General features: G+C 44.0%; 23 protein-coding genes. 20 read left to right on the top strand and 3 right to left on the bottom strand.

Going from position 1 to position 22,630, the window contains the following annotated elements; genetic code table 11:
• Window positions 1–4: 4 nt before the first annotated feature.
• From DW757_RS04950 to DW757_RS04875, 15 genes are all read left to right on the top strand, one after another.
• Window positions 5–1,981, top strand: a complete 1,977-nt coding sequence (locus tag DW757_RS04950; RefSeq protein ID WP_118751131.1) for a site-specific integrase — start codon at window positions 5–7, stop codon at window positions 1,979–1,981.
• The gene (locus DW757_RS04945) at window positions 1,962–3,464 is read left to right on the top strand and encodes a tyrosine-type recombinase/integrase (RefSeq protein WP_347559962.1); all 1,503 of its coding nucleotides are present in this window, start codon (window positions 1,962–1,964) and stop codon (window positions 3,462–3,464) included. The genes DW757_RS04950 and DW757_RS04945 overlap by 20 nt, the downstream gene beginning before the upstream one ends.
• Window positions 3,454–3,876, top strand: coding sequence for a DUF6262 family protein (locus DW757_RS04940; RefSeq protein WP_243033389.1), 423 nt, complete (start codon window positions 3,454–3,456; stop codon window positions 3,874–3,876). The genes DW757_RS04945 and DW757_RS04940 overlap by 11 nt, the downstream gene beginning before the upstream one ends.
• Window positions 3,877–3,888: 12 nt before the next feature.
• Window positions 3,889–4,245, top strand: a complete 357-nt coding sequence (locus DW757_RS04935; protein WP_118751128.1) for a DUF6262 family protein — start codon at window positions 3,889–3,891, stop codon at window positions 4,243–4,245.
• On the top strand, window positions 4,232–4,618 hold the full coding sequence (locus tag DW757_RS04930; RefSeq protein ID WP_118751127.1) for a DUF6262 family protein: 387 nt from the start codon (window positions 4,232–4,234) through the stop codon (window positions 4,616–4,618). Before DW757_RS04935 ends, DW757_RS04930 begins: the two co-directional genes overlap by 14 nt.
• A gap of 150 nt (window positions 4,619–4,768) precedes the next feature.
• Window positions 4,769–6,271: a HEPN domain-containing protein gene (locus DW757_RS04925; protein WP_118751126.1), complete on the top strand. Its 1,503-nt coding sequence runs from the start codon at window positions 4,769–4,771 to the stop codon at window positions 6,269–6,271.
• Window positions 6,272–6,444: 173 nt separating this feature from the next.
• Window positions 6,445–6,561 (top strand): Flp1 family type IVb pilin, encoded by a 117-nt coding sequence (locus DW757_RS17900; RefSeq protein ID WP_347559961.1) that lies wholly within the window; start codon window positions 6,445–6,447, stop codon window positions 6,559–6,561.
• Between the two features lie 29 nt (window positions 6,562–6,590).
• Window positions 6,591–8,540, top strand: coding sequence for a DUF5702 domain-containing protein (locus DW757_RS04915; protein ID WP_049932065.1), 1,950 nt, complete (start codon window positions 6,591–6,593; stop codon window positions 8,538–8,540).
• A 163-nt stretch (window positions 8,541–8,703) separates the two neighbouring features.
• Window positions 8,704–9,552 (top strand): hypothetical protein, encoded by an 849-nt coding sequence (locus tag DW757_RS04910; RefSeq protein ID WP_015572898.1) that lies wholly within the window; start codon window positions 8,704–8,706, stop codon window positions 9,550–9,552.
• Window positions 9,549–10,022, top strand: a complete 474-nt coding sequence (locus tag DW757_RS04905; RefSeq protein WP_008396987.1) for a prepilin peptidase — start codon at window positions 9,549–9,551, stop codon at window positions 10,020–10,022. The genes DW757_RS04910 and DW757_RS04905 overlap by 4 nt, the downstream gene beginning before the upstream one ends.
• A gap of 107 nt (window positions 10,023–10,129) precedes the next feature.
• Window positions 10,130–10,546 carry a hypothetical protein gene (locus DW757_RS04900; RefSeq protein WP_118751123.1) on the top strand — a complete coding sequence of 139 codons (417 nt, stop codon included), beginning with the start codon at window positions 10,130–10,132 and terminating at the stop codon, window positions 10,544–10,546.
• 198 nt (window positions 10,547–10,744) lie between these two features.
• The gene (locus tag DW757_RS04895) at window positions 10,745–12,445 is read left to right on the top strand and encodes a DUF6382 domain-containing protein (RefSeq protein ID WP_243033386.1); all 1,701 of its coding nucleotides are present in this window, start codon (window positions 10,745–10,747) and stop codon (window positions 12,443–12,445) included.
• 387 nt (window positions 12,446–12,832) lie between these two features.
• The gene (locus DW757_RS04885; protein WP_008396984.1) at window positions 12,833–13,450 is read left to right on the top strand and encodes a rhomboid family intramembrane serine protease; all 618 of its coding nucleotides are present in this window, start codon (window positions 12,833–12,835) and stop codon (window positions 13,448–13,450) included.
• Between the two features lie 21 nt (window positions 13,451–13,471).
• Window positions 13,472–13,894: an HIT family protein gene (locus tag DW757_RS04880; protein WP_008396983.1), complete on the top strand. Its 423-nt coding sequence runs from the start codon at window positions 13,472–13,474 to the stop codon at window positions 13,892–13,894.
• Between the two features lie 8 nt (window positions 13,895–13,902).
• On the top strand, window positions 13,903–14,472 hold the full coding sequence (locus tag DW757_RS04875; protein WP_118751121.1) for an RNA polymerase sigma factor: 570 nt from the start codon (window positions 13,903–13,905) through the stop codon (window positions 14,470–14,472).
• On the opposite strand, the gene DW757_RS04870 is transcribed toward DW757_RS04875, so the two are convergent.
• Window positions 14,441–15,505, bottom strand: a complete 1,065-nt coding sequence (locus DW757_RS04870; protein WP_118751120.1) for an undecaprenyldiphospho-muramoylpentapeptide beta-N-acetylglucosaminyltransferase — start codon at window positions 15,503–15,505, stop codon at window positions 14,441–14,443. The two genes, DW757_RS04875 and DW757_RS04870, sit on opposite strands and share 32 nt — an antisense overlap.
• Window positions 15,506–15,637: 132 nt before the next feature.
• On the opposite strand from DW757_RS04870, the gene DW757_RS04865 reads away from it, so the two are divergent.
• Window positions 15,638–16,003, top strand: a complete 366-nt coding sequence (locus tag DW757_RS04865) for a hypothetical protein (protein WP_008396980.1) — start codon at window positions 15,638–15,640, stop codon at window positions 16,001–16,003.
• A 367-nt stretch (window positions 16,004–16,370) separates the two neighbouring features.
• On the opposite strand, the gene DW757_RS04860 is transcribed toward DW757_RS04865, so the two are convergent.
• Complete coding sequence (locus DW757_RS04860) at window positions 16,371–16,616, bottom strand: TIGR03905 family TSCPD domain-containing protein (RefSeq protein WP_015572780.1); 246 nt, start codon at window positions 16,614–16,616, stop codon at window positions 16,371–16,373.
• Window positions 16,617–17,020: 404 nt separating this feature from the next.
• Here DW757_RS04860 and DW757_RS04850 point away from each other — a divergent pair, with 404 nt between their 5' ends.
• The 3 genes from DW757_RS04850 (at window position 17,021) to DW757_RS04840 (ending at window position 20,649) form a co-directional block, all read left to right on the top strand.
• A complete protein-coding gene (locus DW757_RS04850; RefSeq protein ID WP_008396973.1) occupies window positions 17,021–17,719 on the top strand; it encodes a 5'-methylthioadenosine/adenosylhomocysteine nucleosidase in 699 nt (232 codons plus the stop codon).
• Window positions 17,720–17,978: 259 nt separating this feature from the next.
• Window positions 17,979–19,058: a hypothetical protein gene (locus DW757_RS04845; protein ID WP_008396969.1), complete on the top strand. Its 1,080-nt coding sequence runs from the start codon at window positions 17,979–17,981 to the stop codon at window positions 19,056–19,058.
• Window positions 19,059–19,299: 241 nt separating this feature from the next.
• Window positions 19,300–20,649: a glucose-6-phosphate isomerase gene (locus tag DW757_RS04840; RefSeq protein WP_008396968.1), complete on the top strand. Its 1,350-nt coding sequence runs from the start codon at window positions 19,300–19,302 to the stop codon at window positions 20,647–20,649.
• Between the two features lie 183 nt (window positions 20,650–20,832).
• On the opposite strand, the gene DW757_RS04835 is transcribed toward DW757_RS04840, so the two are convergent.
• Window positions 20,833–22,152: an acetyl-CoA hydrolase/transferase C-terminal domain-containing protein gene (locus tag DW757_RS04835; RefSeq protein WP_347559960.1), complete on the bottom strand. Its 1,320-nt coding sequence runs from the start codon at window positions 22,150–22,152 to the stop codon at window positions 20,833–20,835.
• A gap of 147 nt (window positions 22,153–22,299) precedes the next feature.
• On the opposite strand from DW757_RS04835, the gene DW757_RS04830 reads away from it, so the two are divergent.
• The gene (locus tag DW757_RS04830) at window positions 22,300–22,566 is read left to right on the top strand and encodes a hypothetical protein (RefSeq protein WP_118751119.1); all 267 of its coding nucleotides are present in this window, start codon (window positions 22,300–22,302) and stop codon (window positions 22,564–22,566) included.
• Window positions 22,567–22,630: the final 64 nt, after the last annotated feature.

Below are 22,630 nucleotides of genomic sequence, written 5' to 3'. Positions count from 1 at the left end.
CTATGTGCCTGCATTAAGAATATTAAATACGGAACTTCAAGAAAAGCTGGACTACCTCCGCACTCAACTGACAAAAGGAAGTGAAGCACCGAGTATAGGCTGGGAATATGCAGAGTACTACCTGGCAGAGGCAGGAATATATGATGTCCTGCTGATAGAAGAAAAAGATTTCTGTAACTATAAAGCCTTTTTGACAGAAATAGGTTGCTTTACAAAAGATCAGGTTTTTCAATTATCAGGATCTTTACGGAGGCTGAAGCAGGAGCTTGTTCAAAATGAATACGGAGAACTGATAAATGAAATTGAGCAGTGTGATACAGCCCAAAGTAAACTGAAAGGGAATGTCAGGAACTTTTTGATACGCCAAGGGATACATCATATCAGAGAAGTGGATTATAGTATCCGGAAACTGTATGAAAGTGAATTAAAGAAAACAAAATCTTCGTCTAAAACTTTTGAGTATTTAAAAGTGCTGGATCGAATCAAACAATTTGATATCAGAAAAGAGATGACAACGGTTTCCAGAAGAAACCGAATGCATCTTAAATATGAAAACCGAGTGATTTTCCTTCCCTATATTCCCGATCAGGATCTGGCTGCAGAATTTGAGTATATTCATGATAAGAGCGAATTGGTGTGGGACTTTAGCTGGAACGTATCAGAAAAGCTAAAGAGGCAGGTCTTTCAGGTGTTATGTTATGCACTGGAAAACATAAAAGACAGCAAAGACCGTAGGGTTCGGTATCTGCTTCCTTTGAAGTGGCTGTACGAATTTTGTATAGAGAAAGAGATCAGAGATATCGAATGCCTTGAGATGGCTCAGATACAAGGGTTAGAAGCAATTGTTGCAGGCAAAGTTGTCAATGTGAAAAACAGCATGCAGATTGTGGATAACAGCCGCAAAATATTATTTATGAGTGGACAGGAAATTCACTGGCATGCGAATGTTTGGTATCTGGAACGGTTCAATTTCGCACCGGAACGAATCAATCCGAGCAATCCGGTGTATCGATTTACATTTTATGAAGTGCTAAATTTGAAGAACCGGGAATTGCTACAGGAATATATGAGGTATCAGGTGGGTATCAGTAATCTGACAATCAATAATATTCGAAGCCAGCTTGGCTATATAAAAAAGTTTTTGATCCATTTTGATGAAATGGAATCTATATGCCGAGTTACAGATGAGCAGATAGGTGAATATTTTAGATCAATTATAACTGAGGGAAATAAGGCGGAGACAGTAAACAGACAGATATTTGATGTTTATAAGTTTTTCCAATATCTAAATGTCAAAGGATATATTAAAAAGCAGGTCTTTGATCCTGACTATTATAGTTTAAAAGTCCATCCTTATCATCATGACCGGAGCGTTCAAGAAGATGAATGCATGGAGATTTTAAATAAGCTGAAATACTTTCCAGAAGTCCAACGATTGATTTTTTTAAACCTATGGGCAACCGGATTGCGGATCAGCGAGGTTTGTACTCTGAAAGGGGGTGCTTATTATTGGGATGGAGAAGATGCCTGGCTCAAAGTATATCAGATTAAGATGAAAGCGGAGAAGATGATTCCAATATCGTTGGTGCTTTATCGGATTATGAAGATCTATATAAAAAAGTATCACATTAAGACTGCGGAATTCCTTTTTAAAGCACAAGATGGAGGTGCATATCGGACGGGGACATTCCTCAAAGGCTTTAGATCAAACTGTAAGAAATATGGCGTGTGCCTTTCGGGAGATAAATTTAAAACTCATGATTACCGGCATACCCTGGCAAGCGGTCTTTATGATAATGGAGTATCTCTTCAGACAATACGCGATTATTTGGGCCATAACAACGAAAATATGACGAAGCAGTATATAGACTATATGCCAAAGAGGATAGAGCAAGCCAATATGGACTACTTTAGACAGCCCGGTAACGCCCTCGCAGATGGGATTATACCGAAAAAGAGAGGTGAGAAAACTGGAAAATAAGATACATATCTATGAGCTGGATTGTTATATCAACGCTACAGAAGAACAAAAATCAAAGATGCGGATTCGAAAAGAACGTTACTTTGATTTAGATGGACTACCATCGGAAGAGGTAAAGAACCTGCTGGAGGATTTCATTTGGGAAAGAGGAAAGAGGCTTGCACCAAGCAGTTTGGCTTCCGAACTCCTTTATTTTAATAATATCCGCCACTTCCTGATCGATAAAGATATTAAAACGCTTAGATATAAAGATGAGAACAAAATCATTCTGCAGTTAAAAAGCTGGATGCTTGAAGAGGGATATGCTCTCACGAGTAAGAAGTATCGGGAAATTTCTGGAATTACAGCAATAGAAACTCCAAACATGGTTAAACATATGAAAAAGATTCTGGAGTATTCCCGAAAGAATGAAGAATGCTCAGAACAGGATAGGGACATCTGGCGGCTGGATAAATTCGACTTACCCTTTCGGACAAATCCAATAAAAAATGTAAAGACAATAAATTTTATGTCAATCAGCCAAGAGGTTATCCGTAAAGAGGTCAAGGAGGCAATTTTTATACATTTAAAGTATGAAGCGTTAGGAACTATTCTTGCTGAAATGACAGCCATCAAGAGATTTTGCAAATACCTGGTTTTAAGACATACAGATGTACAATCTCTACTCGATTTAACGCGGGATATCATAGAAAAGTATTTGATTTATCTCCAAACCGAGGCAAAAGAGAGGAAAAATTATCGTACCGATTTATATAGCTTAAGACGGGTAATAGAAGATGTTGGTAATCATTATGATAGACAGGACATTAAATGTTTATTTATAAGCAATGATTTCCCAAGTACGCCGAAATACCTGTTTCGTTTCTACTCGGATGAAACCATAAAGCGGTTGAATGAATACATCTTCTGGATGGACGAGCAAATAGCCAGAGCGTTGATCCTTCACCAACTGCTGGGAACAAGGATCTCAGATACGCTTACGCTGAAAACAGACTGTTTGAGTATTAGAGAAAACCGGTATTTTATAAGGATTGAGCAGGTAAAATCAATCACATACGAAAAAGCTATTAGTGATGAAGTAGCTCGACTTATCATAAAAGCTATTGACTACACGGAACAGCAGTATGGAAAAACAGAATACATTTTTGTAAAGAAGAATGATCCATCTAAGCCATTTCAATATAGCATGCTTCAGGATCGGGTTATGAAACTGATTAGGAGAAACGATATACGGGATGAGAATGGGGAGCTGCTAAACTTTGGAACCCATATGTTCAGACACTGCTATGGAAAAAAATTAACAGAGATGCATATCGATGACTGGATGATCGCAAGGCTCTTAGGGCATAAAACTTTACAAAGTGTATATTATTATCGCAAAATCGGGAACAAAATGATGGCAGATGAAACGCGGGTAGCCAGGGAAAGAATTGATATGATTTTGCTGGACATTGTGAAGGAGTGGGATGGCTATGAAATATGACAAGATGATAGCCGTGAACAAAGCAGAGAGTGAGAAGAAAGTAGAAAAGGCCATACAGGCGATAGAGGATATGAGATCCAGAGGCATTCAAGTTTCTGTGACAGAACTAACTCGTTGTACGGGCTTATCCAGAGGTTTCTTTTATAAAAATATATTAGTACGCCAGAAGTTGGACGAGGCTACTAAGCAATTCCTGCCAATTAGAGAAGGCCAAACGGCACGGAATCAATTTGTAAGAGATAACAAATTACAGACTATCAGGGAAGATTTTGGAAAGTCTGAAGCTGAAAATCAGAGGTTGAAACTTGAAAATGCACAGCTTGCTCAAAGGTGTACTGATCTTCAAAAAGAGGTGGATGCATTGAAAAAACGGTTGGATCGAAAAGAAATTGCTTTACTGAAAAAAATATAGGAGGAGCTAAAAGTGAAGTATGATAAAATCGTTCGGATGAAGAAACAGGAGGCAAAGCAGAATTTAGAAATAGCCAGGATAGAGATTGAAAATATGCTTAAGTCCGGTGAGAGCGTCAATGTAACAACTTTAGCAAAAAGAGTGGGAGTTTCAAGAAGCTATTTTTACAGAAATAAAGAGGCAACTCGACTGGTGAATCAAGCATTGGAAAAAGAAGAACATATTTTGAAAGAGAATGCAGGTGTAGTACATATCCCGGAAGATATTGAAGAAAAGATGATTGATTTGCGCATAGAAATTATGAGACTGAAGAGTGAAAATGAGTTTCTTAAAGAGAAGTTGGGGAAAGTGGGATATGAAATACAATAAAATGGTAGAAATTAGCCAAGAAAAAAGTAGGGAAAAGGTTGAAAGAGTAAAAATTGAAATAGAGCGTATGCTTGCCAGAAAAGAACGAGTGACGATATCTGGACTGGAACGAATAACCGGCTTTTCTAACAGTTTTTTTTATCGCAATACAGAAGTTAATCAGGCAATAAGGGAGGCACAACTGAGGCAAGGCGAATGCTATAATCCTAAAAAAGTGATTTGCGATAGAGTCTTAAAGAATACAGTTACATATCTTAAAAGAGAATTACTCAAACTCAAAAAGGATATGAAAAAATTGGAACAAATAAATATAGAATTACAGAAAGAAAATTTAAAGCTGAAATTAGAACTGGAAAGTTTGCAGGCAAGATAACAAGGGCGGGAGGGCGGCTATTTAATAAATAGGAGTCAAAAATACATAGCAATATTTGCTTTAGAGGTTGATCTTCTAAAGTCAGACTTTCTATTTATTACAGAATGCTTTACAATATAGATAAATATATAGAGGTTAGGGGGCTTTTATGTGGAGAAAAAACTATATACAGGGACTGTGTATAAAATAAATTCTTTAGAAATAAACAGTGGGGCAGCAGAGGTACAAGAGGATGAACTTAATCGTGTAATTATTAAGATTAAAAAAGTTTCTTCACAAATTGTAGATAATTTAAAAAGTAATGATAATTATAATGTAGTACAGATTAAACTGGGTGCTGATGGTTTTTTATCCGTATTTTATGCATATATACAACAAGTAACTTCTGGAATGCAGTTAAACAATGGCATTCCAACAAGTAGCATTTCAGAGATAGTTTTAGTATCTTCGTCAGCTATTAAAGGTAGTAAATTTTTTGATTTAAGTGATAAATTCAAAAAATTTCGTCTCGAAATAACGGATGGAAATGAACTAATAGGGCTTAGCCCGTATGATTTGAATTCAAGTTATAATAATATACAGGAAATGAAGCAAATTGAGATTCCTATAAGAATTCAAGATGTTTCAGCCCATACATGTTTAGGGGAAATTGAGTTTGTTGTTATGCCAAAATATTGGTTTAAGCGTGATTCGTTTTCAATCGGATTTTCGCATTACATATTATTGGAATTAGTAGATTCAATAGGGGTTGAACAGTTTCGAGAAAAGCTAAAGATGATTACGGATTTCTTCAGTATAATGTGTGGAGAACAAGTTACAATTAATAAAATGGAACTTGTTGAGGAAGAAGAACACAAACTTGACTTCTTTGAGTATGAAGGATATTGTAACTTTCCAAGATGGGCTTTAACTGTGTTAGATAATTCAGGAATTGATACAAACAATTTTAAGAGGCTTTCTGTATTCAAATTGATAGATTTTCAAATCCTGGAAACAGCATTGAATTATTGGTTTGAGCATTATGAAGCGCTTTATAATGCCCAACAAGCATATAGTAGAATACTTCTTGATGAAGATACGAAAATAGTAACGGTTAATAAATTTTTAGCAGCAATGCAGTTAGTAGAAGGATATTCTCAGGCTTATGTGGACGAAAAGCAAGCAGAAAAGATTTTTAAGAAAAGAAAAGCAGAAATTATTGAAAAATTAGAAGAACAAGAAGATAAGGATTATGTTGAGGCAGGATTAGCAATGCCAGGGATAACATTTAGGGAAGCATGTATAAATTTTTATTGGAAGGGAATTTCTATTTTTAGTGAAATAAGTAAAGAAACATTTAAAGAACAGTTCGAACAATCGTTAATATCAAAAGTTGTTAATGACAGAAATTTTTATACTCATTCTTCTAAAAGAATCAAGCCAAAACTACATTTTGATGAGCTTATGGATATTGCTGTGGTAACGAAAGCATTATATCGATGTTTGGTTTTAGAAAGTGTGGGAATGAGTAGGGAGATAATCAAAGATCGCTTTTATCATAATCGAACAATAAGGGGAAAAATATATCAAATTTTTAACATTCAGATTAAAACGGAGAGACAAGTATCTGAGTTTGATAGTGGGATGTGGCATTTTTGTGATTCAAAAGAATAGAACTGTTTTTATATGAGTTAAGAACATATAAAACGACTATGTCTTCTAGAGTAGTAAAAGCATAGTCGTTTTTTAGTTATATTTAAGTTTTCATAATTTTAGAGCAAATAAACGAGGGAAGGATTTTCCTGCTGTACACAAAGCCAGTATTTTCAAGCATTTCCGAGAGAGGGGTGTATTTTATCGTGGTTCTGATCGGTTTGGTGATCATTTTTAAAGAGCAGATTAACAAGCTTCTGGAGACAATTTTTAAAGAAATCAACAGTCAGTCAAAAGAAGTATATAAGTGATTAAGCAGGAGGGAGATTCCAGATTCAGTATGAGAATTATGGGAGAGAGGAAGGAAAACAGATCGGATAAGGGTGTCGGAAAACAAAGCCCCAGAGCTCTGAATGGAAGCGTCACAGTGTTTTTGAGCATGATTCTGCTCTGCATGATATCGATTATGTGCGCACTTCTCCATTCTGCCCGTCTGGCAGGTTCCGGCTGGTATCTTCAGACTGCCATGAACTCCTCTCTCGATTCTCTTATGAGCAAATATCACAGAGAAGCCTGGGAGAGGTACCACCTGCTGCTTCTTGAAACAGAGGGGAAGGAAGCCCTGGCAGATGAATTTTCTGAGTATCTGAATCAATATCTGGAATGTGATTCGGTCTATGGGCTGAGAAATGAGAATACGCAGATCAAAGATGAGGTACTGGTGACAGAGGACGGAGGAAGTCCGCTGGAGGAGGAAATTCTCGATTATATGAAATTCGGTATTTTCACAGATCTGGGAGATGAGGCATCGCTGACAGAGTTTTCAGAGGTGATGCGGGCGTCTGATGGGATTCATGCCGTAAAGGAAAGCTACCAGATTCACTCAGAACAGGCATTTCGGCTGGAGGAGATCTTGGAGGAGATTCAAAATTCCCTTGGGAGGCAGCAGGAGATGTTAGATGAGTGCAGAGACGAGCTTGGCGAGTGCCGGGGGACTGCTTTTATAAAGACAGCAGAAAAAATGGCCGGGGAGATGGAGCGGATCCCTGCCCTGATGGAAAAATATGAGCTGACAGCGGAACTTTTCAAAAAAGAGCTGGATGAATCAGAACGGAAGGCAGAGCAGAAGCGGGAAGAGATAGGCGAGACAGCGTGGGAGGCCCTGAAAGGCCAGATGGATTCCTATCGCTCTTATACAGATGCAGAAGGGGAGAGGAGACTGGAAGTAGAGCGGATTGCAGAAGAGACACAGAAAAACAGGGAGATTGTGGAGGAGTCCATAGAGAGAGCTGTGGAAGTTAAGGAGTACATTGATTCATGGGAAGGGGATGACGAGGACGACGAGCTGGATGAGGAGAAACTCTGGAAGAATGTGCGCAGCAGCCTGAATCGATGCCGCATTCCCACCCCAGGTTACCAGGCAGGAATTGAGGACAGACAGAGACTGGGAATCCTCCAAAAAATAAACAATATGGCAAAAATGGATCTGCTTGACTTTGTGCTTCCGAAAGGAGCAGAGATATCTGAAAGAGAAATGAAAATGGGAGAACTGCCCTCAGGAGGAAAAGACGGATATAAAATGGGACTTGATTCTGTAAGTGCCAAAGGGCTTATTGACAGAGCTCTCATAAATAAATATGTGGAGGTCCATTTTCCGAGATATGAAAACGAGCAGCAGGAAGGAGAACAGAAAAGACAGCTTTTCTATGAACAGGAATATATCATTAACGGAAAAAGGAAGGATAGGGAGAATTTGAGCCAGACAGTCAAAAAACTTCTGGCGGTCAGAGAGGGAATGAACTTGATTCATATTTTAGGTGACAGTGAAAAACGGGAAGAGGCAAGACTTTTGGCCTTGGCGCTGACAGGGGCTGCCGGTGTGACACCCATTGCAGATATAGCGGCATTTTTTATTATGGGAGTATGGGCATTTGCTGAGTCAGTGGAGGATGTGAGAGCGCTGCTTCAGGGGGAAGGAGTTCCGCTGATTAAGGGAAAAGAAGACTGGAGGCTGAATCTGGATGAGATTTTCAATTTTGTGGATAAAAAGGAAAAAATTTCAGAAGGCGGTGGAAAAGACGGTCCTGATTATGGAGATTATCTAAAAGGATTTCTGCTGATTCAGGACAGAATTCAGAGAAATGAACGCATGATGGATCTCATCCAGTATAATCTGTCAGGTACCCAGGAGAGTTTCAGAATGAATCGATGTGCAGTCAGTGTGGAGGCAGAGTGTACAGCTAAGGGTACAGTTTCCACAGTCAGAAAGAGAGCAGCAAAAAAATATTAGGAGCAAGCAGTTAGAGGTTATTCTCCATACCCCCTCCCTCTTTGAATGTTTGTAAGACCTCTCCAGGTACAATGGTTCAGATACAGATAATTTTCATTTAAACAGTCTGACTGCAGTGATTGCAGAAATCCGGGCGTGCAGAGAGCAGGAGGGGGTATGGAGAATGACATTTAAGATGGGAAAGAGAAGAAAAACTGTATCAGGGAGCCTTACAGTAGAAGCCGCTCTGGGACTTACCCTGTTTGTACTTTTTTCAGTGTGTATGATGATGCCAATGGAAATGCTGAGAACCAGGCAGAAGGTTCAGACTGTTCTTGAAGTGACAGCCAGAGAGATGAGTCAGTATGCCTATATTCTCTACAGGCTGGATCAGGGAGATGACACGATTTTAGAGGAGAGTGAAAACTGGGAAAAAGAGCTTTCCGGCCTTTTAGCCGGAATGGCTGTCAGAGCGTATTTAAGAGAAAAAATAGAGGGGATTGCAGGAAAAGGAAGAATTGAAAATCTGAGGATCACAGAGGCATCCCTGATGGAAGACGGGGAAAATATCATCCTTGCGGCAGAATACGATTTAAAAATTCCATTTTCTGTCTTTCATATCAGCAGAATACAGGCGTCGTCCAGGACAGCCAGAAGAGCATGGATTGGCAGTGAGGGTGACAGAAACCGAGGTAAGGAAACAGAAAAAACAGAGGAAGTGATGGTATATATCGGCTCTTCCATGGGGCGCTATCATCTCTCGAGAAAATGCCATTATCTGACTAATGAGTTTCGTGCTGTCTCCTATGAAAGTATAGAAAACCTGAGAAATCAGTCGGGAGGGAAATATTACTCGTGCAGCGTGTGTGGAAAAGCCTGCGGCGCGGGAGATACCGTTTATATTATGCCAAACGGCTCCCATTATCACAGCCGGACGGACTGCCCGTCTGTGGTAAGCTATGTGAGAGAAGTTCCCCTGAGCCAGGCAGAACATCTGGGAGCCTGCTCCTACTGTGGAGGAAATAAGACATGAAGGCAGTATTTGCTGTTTTTCTGTGCGCATGCGCATGGAAAGATTTAAAAGAAAAAGAAATACCGCTGATCTTTTTTGTGGTCGCTGCAGCGGCAGGAGTTATATGGGCGGCAGGAGATCTCGGGACAGGGGGATGGAAAGAGGGAGAACAGGTGTTTAGAAAGCTGTTCGGTCAGGCGGCTTCACTTCTTCCAGGGACAGGTCTTTTGATCATATCATATTGTACCAAAGGCGCGGTTGGAAAGGGAGACGGATTGTTCTTTCTCGTTTCAGGATTGTATTTAGGATTCTGGAAGTGCCTGGCGCTGCTGTTCTGCGGTCTTTTGTTTTGCAGCGCATGGGGACTTGGAATGCTCATCTGGGGATTCTGCGCTGGAAAAAAAGTAAAGGATATAAGACTTCCCTTTCTGCCGTTTCTTATTCCGGCAGCAGTGATCCTGCAAATATTTATTCCATCCGGGCTCGTATAAATGAGAAAAAAAGGGACTTTTCGCTTTTATGGCTGTGATTTGAGATTTTTCCTTTTGGGAAACAGGAGAATCTCTGGGATGAAGAAACGCAGAACAGGAGAAATGGGATGAAGAAGATAAAGAGACAGGGAACAGAAGGAAAGAGGAGAACAGGACTTCAGGCATCCGTTACAGTGGAGGCTTCTATAGTGATGGCGGTGGTACTGTTTACCTGTGCTGCTATTCTGGGAGAGGGCTTTCGGGTGCATGAAAGGACAGCCGGTATGCTGATTCTTATGGATGCAGCAGAGATGGCACAGACAGGTATAGATAGAGAAAGCTCCATAAGAGAGAGTGAGGAGTGGGCAAACAGGGCCCTCCGCTCTTATTACCGCTTAGGGGGAAGTTCTATCAGTATAGAAAAAAAGGGAGAAAATTTGACAGGAGTCTTTACAAATACACAGGGTCAGGAGGAAGGAACAGTGAGTATTAAACGATTTGAACCTCAGAAGTTTCTGAGAATCGTGAGAGCGATCGGTATATAAGGGGTGTTTACTCTGCGACGGTTGCGAATCAGTTCCGTAGCATGATTTTTCCTGTGAGGGAGATTGTCAGCGAAACGGAGGAAAATGCTGATTCTTATGCCAATGAAAAAAGAGCGAAATAATAAAGAGAGGGAAAAATAAAATAACTGCAAAAAGCAGAAAACGATTCTGTCTGCGTGCAGAGCGGGAGGTGGAAATGTGGAGCAGTTGAGGGTAAGCTACCGAAGAGAAATGAACCACAATTACATGATTTTAAGTGATCCTGAGCTTCAGGCAGACAGCTATGTGGGAAAAATGCTTTCAGAAAACAATATTGAGGGGCTCTTAAAATTCCGCCAGAAGCATACGGAGGAAGGGGATGTATACTGCTATGAGATAACTTCAAAGCAGCCTCTGTCAAGGCTTCTGGAAGGAAGACTTATATCCTATGACGAAATTCGGGCCATCCTGCTCTCTGCAGCTGGAATGCTGCGCCGTACAGAGGAATATCTTCTGAAAGAAGAGCAGATTCTTCTGGAGCCAGACTATATTTACGTAGAACCGGAGGATTTCGCGGTATTTTTCTGCCTGCTTCCGGGATACAGCCAGAGCTTTCCGGATGCTTTTACACAACTGCTCCAATATATTCTTGAGAAGGTTAACCATCAGGATCACAGGAGTGTTGTCCTGGCCTATGGGCTCTACCATGAGAGCCTCAAAGAAAATTATGGGATGGAAGATCTTCTGAAATATCTGTCAGGAGTTGAGAGAGAAAAAAACAGATGGGAGATGGCCGGGGCTTCAGCGAAAGAAGATAGGAAAGAAGCCTGGGACGAATGGGATGCACCTGAAAACCGGGAACGAATGGATCGAGGAAACAGAGACAGCTCCTGCAGGTCTTTCAGAGATATTCAAAGAGAAAGGGATGGTGAGAGCGGGAATCGTGACGGGGCAGAGTGCCAGGGGAAAAGTACAGATACCGGGAGAGAGCATCAGGGAAAGATATGGAAAAAGAACAGGGAGCCTATGTTTGACCAGATTTCCGAAAGAAACGAAAGCAGTGAGGGAAAAAAACGAGAGAATGGATTTTTTCATCCCATTAGGCTGGTTCTCGGTATCCTTTTCCTGGAAGGACTCATCTACCTGTTTAAAGGAATGTCGGGGCTAAAAAACTATGGGGTTTTGCCACTTGTGATTGTATCCCTGCTGTATCTGGTTGGGAGAGTTTTATCTGTTCATTTTAAACAATCGGAGACAGCAGCAGAAGAGACAAGCACAAACCCTTCCCTTTCTCAGAAGCCGTCTGATTTGTTTTTTATGGAACAGGAAAGGGAGAAAAAACCTGACTGGGGCTCACGGGAGAGCGGCAGGGAAGAATGTCCAGAGGCGTGCGGGAGAGAAAAAAGGTCCATACGAAGCAGGAGCCTAAAAGAAACAGAGCCAGAAGGGAAAAAGGAGTTCAAAAGCGGCGGAAAAGAGAGACAGAGGGAGCAGGACGAGTGGAAAATTCTGTTTCAGTCTTTTGACGAAGGCTCTCCGGATATAGAGAGCTCTGGACAGAAGGAAAAACAGTGTGAGAAAGATACACAGCTATTAAATGATTTGGCATCTGCATACGAAGGCCACAGAGCATGTCTCGAAAGCTCTTCTAAAGACAGAGAGGATATTGAGATTCCCTATGTTCCCTTTCTGATAGGTAAACATGAGGAGATGAATGACTATGTGCTCAATTATCCCACAGTCAGCCGCCTTCACCTCAGAGTTGACAAAAAAGAAAAAGTTTACATTTTTACAGATATGAATTCTACCAATGGAACTACAGTAAATGGATACAAGATGGAAGCAAATGAAACGGTAAGCGTAAAAGAGGGGGATACCGTCCAGATAGCAGGGCTCAGTTACCGATTTAGGGAGAGCTGAACCATCTTCAGCAATGTTCTGTTACACGACAGAGAGAATAATTTTTCAGTATTTTTCTATTGTTTTAGGGGAATAATCATGGAATTGACAGTAAATATATGGTATAATATCGAGGAAAGCGCATGCCATGCTTGCATGAGCATGCATTTGACGAGCAGTTCCATCGAGACGCCAGTCGAGATGGTATAATGACCGCAGGGCGGGCATTATACCTGCGCATGCCGGTTTCAGCATGTACTGCTGAAATCCGGGCGCTAGATTCCGCCGGAGGCGTCAAAAACACGAAAGGGGCGTGCGTGCCTCTGCTGAGGTTTAAAGTTGAGAATAAAAATTTTAATGGAACGGATGGCGGCTGTAATCAGGAAATTTAAAGGGATGTTTTAATAGATGAATAGGTTTGAAAGAATATCACGGGTAAATGGAGCTATTATCATAATTAATATCATTATTTTTCTCCTCCCGGATGTTTTTAGCTTTCTGACAGACAAGGAATGGATTTATGAAAATGGAGCCGTAATTCCTGTTCTTGTGGTAGAAAATGGAGAATATTACCGTTTAATTACCTCTGTATTTCTGCATTTTAGTATCAGGCATCTTCTGAATAATATGCTTGTCCTGTTCATATTGGGTGACAGGCTGGAGCAGATTTTGGGAGGGGTCAGGTATCTTTTATTTTACCTGCTCTGTGGATTAGGGGCTAATATTGTTTCCCTGATATTTGATCTGAAGATGGGTGATTGGTATACCATGTCAGCAGGTGCGTCGGGCGCTATTTTTGGCGTTGTGGGCGGACTGATGTGGATTGTTTTCATGAATAGAGGAAGGCTGGGAGATTTGAGCAGCGGACAGCTTGCAGTGATGGCTTTTTTTACACTGTACCTGGGATTTACCAGTTCCGGTGTGGACAATGCGGCTCATGTGGGAGGCCTGTTAGTTGGAATTTTGCTGGGAATACCATTTTATGTTTGGGTTTCCAGGAAAAAATATACAGACATTATTAAGTAAGTCAGAAAAGGAGTGGTTCCAATGGTAGAGAAAGAGTGTATTTTTTGCAAGATAGCGAATGGAGAGATTCCGTCCGCTACGGTTTATGAGGATGGTGATTTCAGGGTGATACTGGATCTCGGTCCTGCCTCAAGGGGCCATTCCCTGATTCTTCCTAAGCAGCATTACAGGGATCTGTGTGAGCTGGATGATGCAGTTGCAGCAAAAATTCTTCCGCTTGCCGGAAGACTTGGAAAGGCGATGATGAAGACGCTGGGATGCGCCGGATTTAATGTTGTTCAGAACAATGGAGAGGCCGCAGGTCAGACCGTCTTTCATTTCCATGTCCATGTGATTCCAAGATATGAGAATGGGCCGGAAATGGTAGCCTGGAAACCTGGAAAGATGGAGCAGGAGGAGCTGACGAAGATAAGCGGCATGCTCAAGTCTGAGATGGACGCATAGGAGAACGTATGCAACAGAGGGATGCTGAACTGTTGCGGGCTCTATATGAAAACTATCTGATACCGTTGAAGAAGTATGCTGTGAAGATTGGCGTGGACTGTGATTATATTGAGGATATGGTTCACGAGACATTTCTGGAATATTATGCCAGATATTCTCTGGAATTTGGTGACAGGCAGAAGCGTGTTCTTCTTACCATGATACTCAGGTGCAGATGGATTGACTATTGCAGAAAAAATAAACGATGCAGCTCATTCGGCACTTACGAGCATATTGAAATAGTATCAGCGCTTGAAAAGCTTCTGGATAAGGATACGCTTCATTATGTGATGGAAAATGACATTTACAGGCAAATCAGGGATCTGATGGACGGGATGAAAAAGGACTGGCGTGACGTTCTCATTCTTTATGTTCTGGAGGGCAGAACAATCAAAGATACGAGTCAGATCCTGGGAATTGCGGAAACGGTATGCCGTTCCCGCATCTTCCGGGCCAGGCAGGAGCTGAAAAGGCTCCTTGAGAATAAGGCGATCTTTGACATTCAATCTAATTCATGCAGTCATAAATCAGATCCATAATGGTTTCTACAGCATTGTTTAATGTGCTTGTCTCCATCGCATTGATAAAGGACTGACGATTTTTATAGGTTTCGGAAACTGCCTGGAAGAGTGTATCAGGTGTCAGAACCTCCTCTTCCAAAACAGCGCTGAAGCCCTGTTTGGCAAAAGATTTTGCATTCAGAATCTGATCTCCGCGGCTGGCAGCGGCAGAAAGAGGAATCAGAATGTTAGGTTTTCTCAGAGCCAGAATTTCGCAGATAGAGTTTGCACCTGCCCTGGATATAACCAGATCCGAGGCAGCGAACAGATGGCGCAGAGGTTTATCGACGTATTCATACTGAACATATCCGGATAATCCTGTCAGGCTTTCGTCGAGATTACCTTTTCCGCATATATGTATCACCTGAAACTGGGATAAAAGCCGGGGCAGAATACTGCGGACTGCATGATTTACGGTGACAGAGCCCAGACTTCCGCCGATGACCAGAATGACGGGGCGGTTAGCAGAAAGACCCGCATACTGAAGTCCTGCAAGGCGGTCACCGGTGAGCAGCTCTTTCCTGATAGGGGAACCGGTAAGCACAGCCTTCTCCTTGGGAAGGAAGCTGAGTGTTTCGGGAAAATTGCAGCAGACTTTTTTTGCGGCTGGGATACAGATTTTATTTGCCAGTCCCGGGGTCATATCAGACTCATGGATGATAACAGGAACTTTATAGTGTTTTGCAGCCAGAACAACGGGGACAGCGACAAAACCGCCCTTTGAAAATACAATGTCCGGTCTGTATTTTTTAATCAGTTTTCTGGCCTGAGAATAACCCTTTAGAACTCTGAGGGGGTCAGAAAAGTTTTTCAGATCAAAATAGCGGCGTAATTTACCAGAGGATATACCGTCATAGGGAATTTTGGCATCCTCGATGAGTCTGCGCTCAATACCGTTATAGGAACCGATATAGCGGATTTCAAACCCCTCTGCGCGGAGGGAAGGGAGCAGAGCCAGGTTCGGGGTAACATGGCCGGCAGTTCCGCCGCCGGTCAAAACGATTTTTTTCATATAATCTTGCCTCCATATAAATTACAGTAAGAAACGACAGATCTTCATTTCTTCAGCATATTATTATAGTAAACGCTAAATAGAAAAAGTCAACCCCAGAAACACTTTGATAAGGTTTGAAGGAGGTGTGAGGTGGGTACAAATCAGAATGAAAATGAAACAGATCAAGAATTGGACAAGCGCCTGAAATGTGCCTGCGGATGGGACGAAGAGCAGCTTCTGAAAGAATTGGAGGACGCAGAAAAAGAGATATCTGAGGAAGATCTCCCTCTGTCCGGAAAATACAGCTTTGAAAGACTTTTAAAGGATATCGAGGAGAGAAAGATTGAGCCTGAGAGAGGGGACAGGGAGGAAGCAGAATCAGGGCAGAATTTAGAGACTTCCATGTCAGCAGGTGAGGGAGAAGTCTGTTCACTTCAGCAGCTCGTTATCCTGATAAGGGCATCTGTGGCAGCCGTTACAGCAGCGTCTGCTATGCTTTTCCTATGTATGTTCTAAATTGACCTGACGCTTGTATCAGACAAAGCAGGCGGATAAGAAAACGGCTAATGGGAAAAGGGAATCCGCTATATGAAAAGAATCGTTTGAAAAGAAATGGCTTTCGGAAGCAGGGGAAAGTCCGAGAGCCTGTGGTTAAATACATAACGGTGCAGATAGTGCCTGCAGAGAGGGACTGCCGCAATAATCATCCGTACATGGAAACGTGAAAACGGACATCAGGCGGAGAATAACATCTGTCCTTCAGATATTTCATTGCGGCAGCTCCTTCTTGAAACTGAAAACGGGTGAAAAGAATACCAGCAAAACAGAAGGGTACTAATGTACACATAGTGAAGAATGGGTACTCAGGGAAGGCTCTTCTGATCTACAGTTTGGCCTTGTATTGCTTTAAGGCATTGGCAAGCTGATCGGGACAGGAGGTAGGGCGGAAGCCGCAGCGGATTCCGTTAAGTCTGGAAATCACCTCGTCAATATCCATTCCCTCCACAAGGCGGGCAACTCCCTGTGTATTTCCTGAACAGCCGCCGATAAAGCGCACATTTGTCAGCTTATTGTCTATAACATCAAATTCAATTTCACGTGAACAGACGCCATTCGTAGCATAAATCATGATAAAATCTCCTCTCTGATATAATAAATGGAACCCTTTTCTTTGCTGATTGAAAAGAGCTTTTCTGTAAACAGATATAAAAAGACTGCAGCAGTTCTGAAGCAGACTCTGCGGGAAAAGGCTTTTAAGGTCTGCAGATTTTCTTTTCACAGTGGATTATACCCTCCTTTAAAAAGAATTGTCAAGAAAAGGGAGATCCTCTATAATAAGGGGAAGCAGCAGTCTGACGCGTTCTTTCCGGAGCCCTATATTCGCTCTTTGCAGGAGAGAAAAGAACAGACGAAACAGATGTTTTAGGTTATCCATATGGCCGTACGGTGTTGGCTATGAGTGAAAAAAACTGAAGAATAAGACAAATACAGCCCACAGAGGGTGGAAAATGCAGGACAAAAGGAGGCAGACAAATGCTTGGTATTATTGGAGCAATGGATGAGGAAGTTGCAAAGATTAAAGAGGAGATGGAAGAGGCTGAGGTTATAACTGTGGCCGGTATGGATTTTTATGTTGGAAAGCTGGCAGGAAAAGATGCAGTGGTTGTGCGTTCCGGCATCGGTAAGGTAAACGCAGGCATGTGCACACAGATTCTGGCAGACAGATTCCATGTAGATGCAGTGATCAATACGGGGATTGCAGGCTCACTGAAGAATGAGATTAATATCGGTGACATTGTTATCTCCACAGACACGGTGCAGCATGATATGGATGCCAGCGGGTTCGGATACAGAAAGGGACAGATTCCAAGGGTGGATACCTTTTCCTTTAAGGCGGACGAGAAACTGAGCAGCCTGGCTCTTGCCTGCAATGAGAAAGTAAACCCGGATATTCAGGCCTTTTTGGGGCGCGTAGTCAGCGGTGATCAGTTTATTTCCGACAGAGATAAGAAGAAATGGCTGGCCCAGGAATTTGAGGCGAGCTGCACGGAGATGGAGGGCGCTGCCATTGCCCAGGCAGCATACCTGAACGGTATTCCTTATCTGGTAATCCGTGCAATTTCCGATAAGGCAGATGACAGCGCGGGGATGGATTACGCGGAGTTTGAGGCTCAGGCTATCCGCCATTCCGTAAACCTGATTCTGGAAATGGCAAAGAGGATTTCCTGCTAAAAGGATAGGAGACAGAGCAGGAAGAGTGTCTGCGGCACAGAGATTGAGGAGGCGGTTCAAGCAAAATGTGACGCAATATTTCCAGATTCGCAGGATGTCCGGTCCGGATGGCCTGCAGCGGTGTGCAAATCCCCGAAAAGCTTTATTTTATGGGGGAATTTGACGATCGATTCTAAGCCCTTCTCTCTTTTCAAAGACAGGACAGGCGGCTATAATAAAAGCCATCTGGAAAAATCTGGAGAAGAAAGGGGAGCTTTTTATGCTGGAAATTTTACAAACAGGAAAAGCATTGTATGCGCTGGCGGCTATCGGCATCATAGGTGTCTTAAGCAAGCTCGTCACGCGCAGCCTCTACAAAAGACTGATCCGTGAAACGGATAATATGGCGGCCACGAAGAACAAAAACCTGAAAATACTGAAGCAGAAGCTGGAGAACGCCTGCCGGCTGAACCAGACCATTGTGAACACCCAGGCTTATCTGGAACGTCAGATGTACGGGTTTCGGTTTATGAAGGTTTCTCTTCAGAGCTGGAATAATGTTTCTCTCCAGATGGCAATTCTGGGAATTATGGCAGGAGGGGCAGCCTCCTTTGCCTCCTACTGGTACAGGCTGGATTCCTATTACATTGTGCTTTATGCGTCGGCAGGGGCTTTTCTGGGGCTTTTTCTGGCCTTTCTGGAGAGCAGCTTTAATATTGGGCTGAAGCAGCAGCGCCTTGCCAATGCCCTTCTGGAATATACGGATAATTCCGTGTTTGTCCGCGCTGCCAGGGAAAACGGCGGAAGGGATGAGCGACTTCAGGACAATGTGAGAAGGCTTCCGGTGAGAGAGATTGGGACAGACCGGGGAGACGACAGAGAACTCATAATCCGGGAGAATGAGCTGAGGGACGGGCTGATTCGGGATGCGGTAAAAACTTCTGCCCAGACAAGAGGACAGGTACAGCAGGACAGGCGTTCTGGATTTAGTGACAAGCACGTGGACAAGCCAGCCGGACTTAAAAGGCTGAAGGCAGAGAAGATGGTAAAGGCGAAAAAGAGTGCAGCTTCGGCAGGGGAGGACACACTCTCAGCCTTTGACACAGCGCAGTCATCAGCTATTGGAGGAATGGAGGGAGGCGTTTCAGAGAGGGGAGAGGCGCCGGCAGACGCTTCCAGAAAGGAGCAGGCAGGCCGTCTGGGGGCTGTGAGGGATATTGACTATTTAAAACACAGTCTGGAACAGATTGCGGCCAGCAGGGAAAAGACAAAGAAGGAGGAGGATTGGACCAAGGAGCTGGCTCCGGAAGAGATGAAGGTGCTGGGAGAGCTCATAAGGCAATACTTTTCCGCAGATTAAAAAACGGCGGTCCCGGCTGGGAGAGACAAAAGCATGGGGCAGACAGGCGGCAGGTGAAAAGGAAGACAGGGCGAAAAAGGGTGTGTATGCAAACGGAAGAAGGATGTTGATAAATTTATAACAGATTGCTATAATAGCGTTAAACGCATAGGCGTCAGGAACTGGGCTGCCGGCCGGCTAAAGGACGGACACGGCATTCCCATGATCAGAGTCCGACACATAAGAAAAGGAGAGAGAACAAATGGGCAGAGAAGTGACATTTGACTATTCCAAAGCAGCTTCCTTTGTGAGAGCCGAGGAGCTGGAAAACATGAAGAGCGCAGTTATGTGCGCAAAAGATGTGCTTGTAAACAGGACAGGTGCGGGAAATGACTTTTTAGGCTGGATTGATCTGCCGGTTGACTACGATAAAGAAGAATTTGCAAGGATCAAAAAGGCAGCTGAGAAAATTCAGAGTGACTCCGATGTGCTTCTGGTTGTGGGAATCGGCGGCTCCTATCTGGGCGCAAGGGCTGCCATTGAATTTTTAAACCACAGCTTTTACAATGTGCTTCCCAAGGGAAAGAGAAAGACACCGGAAATCTACTTTGTAGGAAACAGCATCAGCAGCAAGTATATTAAGGATCTGCAGGATGTGCTGGAGGGAAAGGATTTCTCCGTCAACATTATCTCTAAATCAGGCACAACCACTGAGCCGGCTATCGCATTCCGCGTATTCAAAAAGATGCTGATCGATAAGTACGGAAAAGAGGAGGCTGGAAGAAGAATCTACGCAACCACAGACAGGGCCAAGGGAGCTCTCAAGAACCTGGCCAACGAGGAGGGCTATGAGTCCTTTGTGGTTCCGGACGATGTAGGCGGCCGTTTTTCCGTGCTCACGGCAGTGGGACTTCTCCCGATTGCAGTCAGCGGAGCTGACATTGACAAGCTGATGGAGGGCGCTGCTTCAGGAAGAAAGAAGGCCCTTGAGGCGCCGTACGAGGAGAACGGGGCTCTCCTGTACGCGGCGATCAGAAATATTCTCCACAGGAAGGGAAAACAGGTGGAGATCGTTGCCAACTACGAGCCGAGCCTGCACTATGTATCAGAGTGGTGGAAGCAGCTCTACGGAGAGAGCGAGGGCAAGGATCAGAGAGGCATTTTCCCGGCAGCCGTTGATCTGACAACGGATCTTCACTCCATGGGACAGTTTATTCAGGACGGCTCCAGAATTATGTTCGAAACTGTGCTGAATGTGGAGGAATCTCCTGCAGAGGTTCTGCTTGACAGGGAAGAGGTAGACACAGACGGCATGAATTATCTGGCCGGAAAGAGCGTGGATTTTGTAAACAAGAGCGCTATGAACGGAACAATTCTGGCCCACACAGACGGAAACGTGCCGAATCTGCTTGTAAATATCCCTGAGCAGAATGAGTTTTGCTTAGGCGAGCTGTTCTATTTCTTTGAGTTTGCCTGCGGAGTGAGCGGATATCTGTTGGGCGTGAACCCGTTCAACCAGCCGGGCGTTGAGAGCTACAAGAAAAACATGTTTGCTCTCTTAGGAAAACCGGGATATGAGGAAGCCAGAGAGGAGCTTTTAAAGAGACTCTAGGACTTTACGGGAGCAGATTCATATTCCTTTTAACGCTCCCGCATAAATAAAAGAAGACGCTGTCCAGCCTGATTCAGACTGGACAGCGCCTTCTTTTATTTCATGCCCACAGTCAGCCTGCAGGCTGTTCTGTCCGGGCTTTCAGAATATCTGTAACACACCCCAACATTCAGTATAGAACCCCTATTTAAAGGTTTCTGCCGCGTATCTGGAGAGTTCCTCCCTGAAGTCCGGGTGCGCAATTGAGATCATGGCTTTAGCTCTCTCCCGGAGAGACAGGCCTGAGAGCTTTGCAACGCCGAACTCTGTGGCAACGTACTGGATCATGGTTCGGGGTGCGGAAACCGTGCTCTGGCCCGGGATGAAGGGGACAATGTTGGATTTTAAAGTGCCGTCCTTTTTTCGATGGGTGGAGGCCAGGCAGATAAAGCCTTTTCCGCCCTCTGAGCGGAAGGCGCCCTCCAGGAAATCCAGCTGGCCGCCTGTGCCGGAGAGCTGTCTGCTGCCGGCGGATTCGGCATTTTCCTGACCCATCAGATCCAGCTCCACACCTCCGTTGATGCTGATCACATGTTTCATCCGGCTGATCCGCTCCGGTGAGTGGACATAATCCACATCAGCAGGGCAGAAAAGCTGAGGCTCCTCGTCCAGCCAGCGGTAGAGCTCCTGAGAACCCATGGCCAGATTCCAGGTGGAAAAACCGGTGTCAATTTCCTTTTTCCGGTTGGTGAGCTTTCCTGCCCGGTAGAGGGCCAGAAAAGCATCGCTGATGGTCCCTGTATGGCAGCCCAGATCCCTTCTGTCAGACTCTGCCAGAAGGTTTGCAACTGTAAACGGAACCCCGCCGACTCCGAGAGAGAGAACGGCCCCGTCCGGGATCTCCTCCACTACATGGCGGGCGATGGCGATGTCCGTGTCAGAGGGCTCCCTGTAGGTGCGGACAGGAAGCGGTTCATGCTCGCCCTCCACGATGTAGTCTGCTTCGGACAGATGGACTCTGTGGGAGCCGTTTACTCCCTGGAGCCTGGGGAGATGCTCGTTGATCTCAAAGATAACCGTCCGGGCATGTTCAAAAATCGTTCTCCAGGCATAGTTGGAGATGCCCAGGCCGCAGTAGCCGCTGTCATCAGGGCAGGAAACGGGAACAAAGGCCACATCCACGCGGATGTGTCTGCGGTACAGCTCAGGCAGGGAGCGCAGAATCATAGGGATGAACTGACACAGTCCGCGGCTCTGCAGCTTTCTCTCGTAGTCGCCAATATGCCAGCTGTAGTATGTAAAGGCAGACTGTTCCGGATCGCTTTCCACAACCTCAATTCTGGGGCGTATCACAAGACCTCCCCGGACTTTGACATCCTTCAGCTCCTCCTTTCTGGCCGCCAGGGCCCGATCCATCAGCTCCGGAAAGCCGGCGCCAAATCCGTAATCAACCCAGTCACCGGAGCGGACAGCCTTCGCCGCTGTCTCCGGCGTCACGAATTTGCTTCTGTAATCATTTGACATAATCAGTGTTCCTTTCAGCTTTTGCAGTTTTTGATTAATCATACCTTAGAAAGATTCATATTTCAACAGTGAAAAAACACCTTGCGAAACAGGCGGCTCCGTGCGACAATAAACGGGACAGGAAAAAGACAGGAGAGGAGAGAGGGTATGTTCCGGCTTTGGGCGAAAATTTGGAAGGAAAACAGGATGCAGAGGGACACGGTGATTGAGAACGCAGACTACTCCATGTCCAGAACAGCCATGGTGTTTGACGCCATTGAGAAGGTCTGCTATGAATTCGATCTGGGACAGCCGATCTGGCTGGATGCAAATATTGAGGACTTCAGGCGCCATGACAGGACGAGATTTTCAAAGGACAATTTTGTAGAGTCCATTGAGTTTGATTATCTGGAAATACAGGTGATTGAGGAGTAAAAAGGAGAGCAGAGGGGCTATGCCGGAGAACGGCTTTCTGATATAATCTTATACAGAACATTCA

Source organism: Clostridium sp. AM29-11AC, from assembly GCF_003480545.1.
Taxonomy (GTDB): Bacteria; Bacillota; Clostridia; order Lachnospirales; family Lachnospiraceae; genus Otoolea; species Otoolea saccharolyticum_A.
The sequence above is the reverse complement of the archived record's forward strand: the minus strand, read 5'-3'. Positions and strand labels throughout refer to the sequence as shown.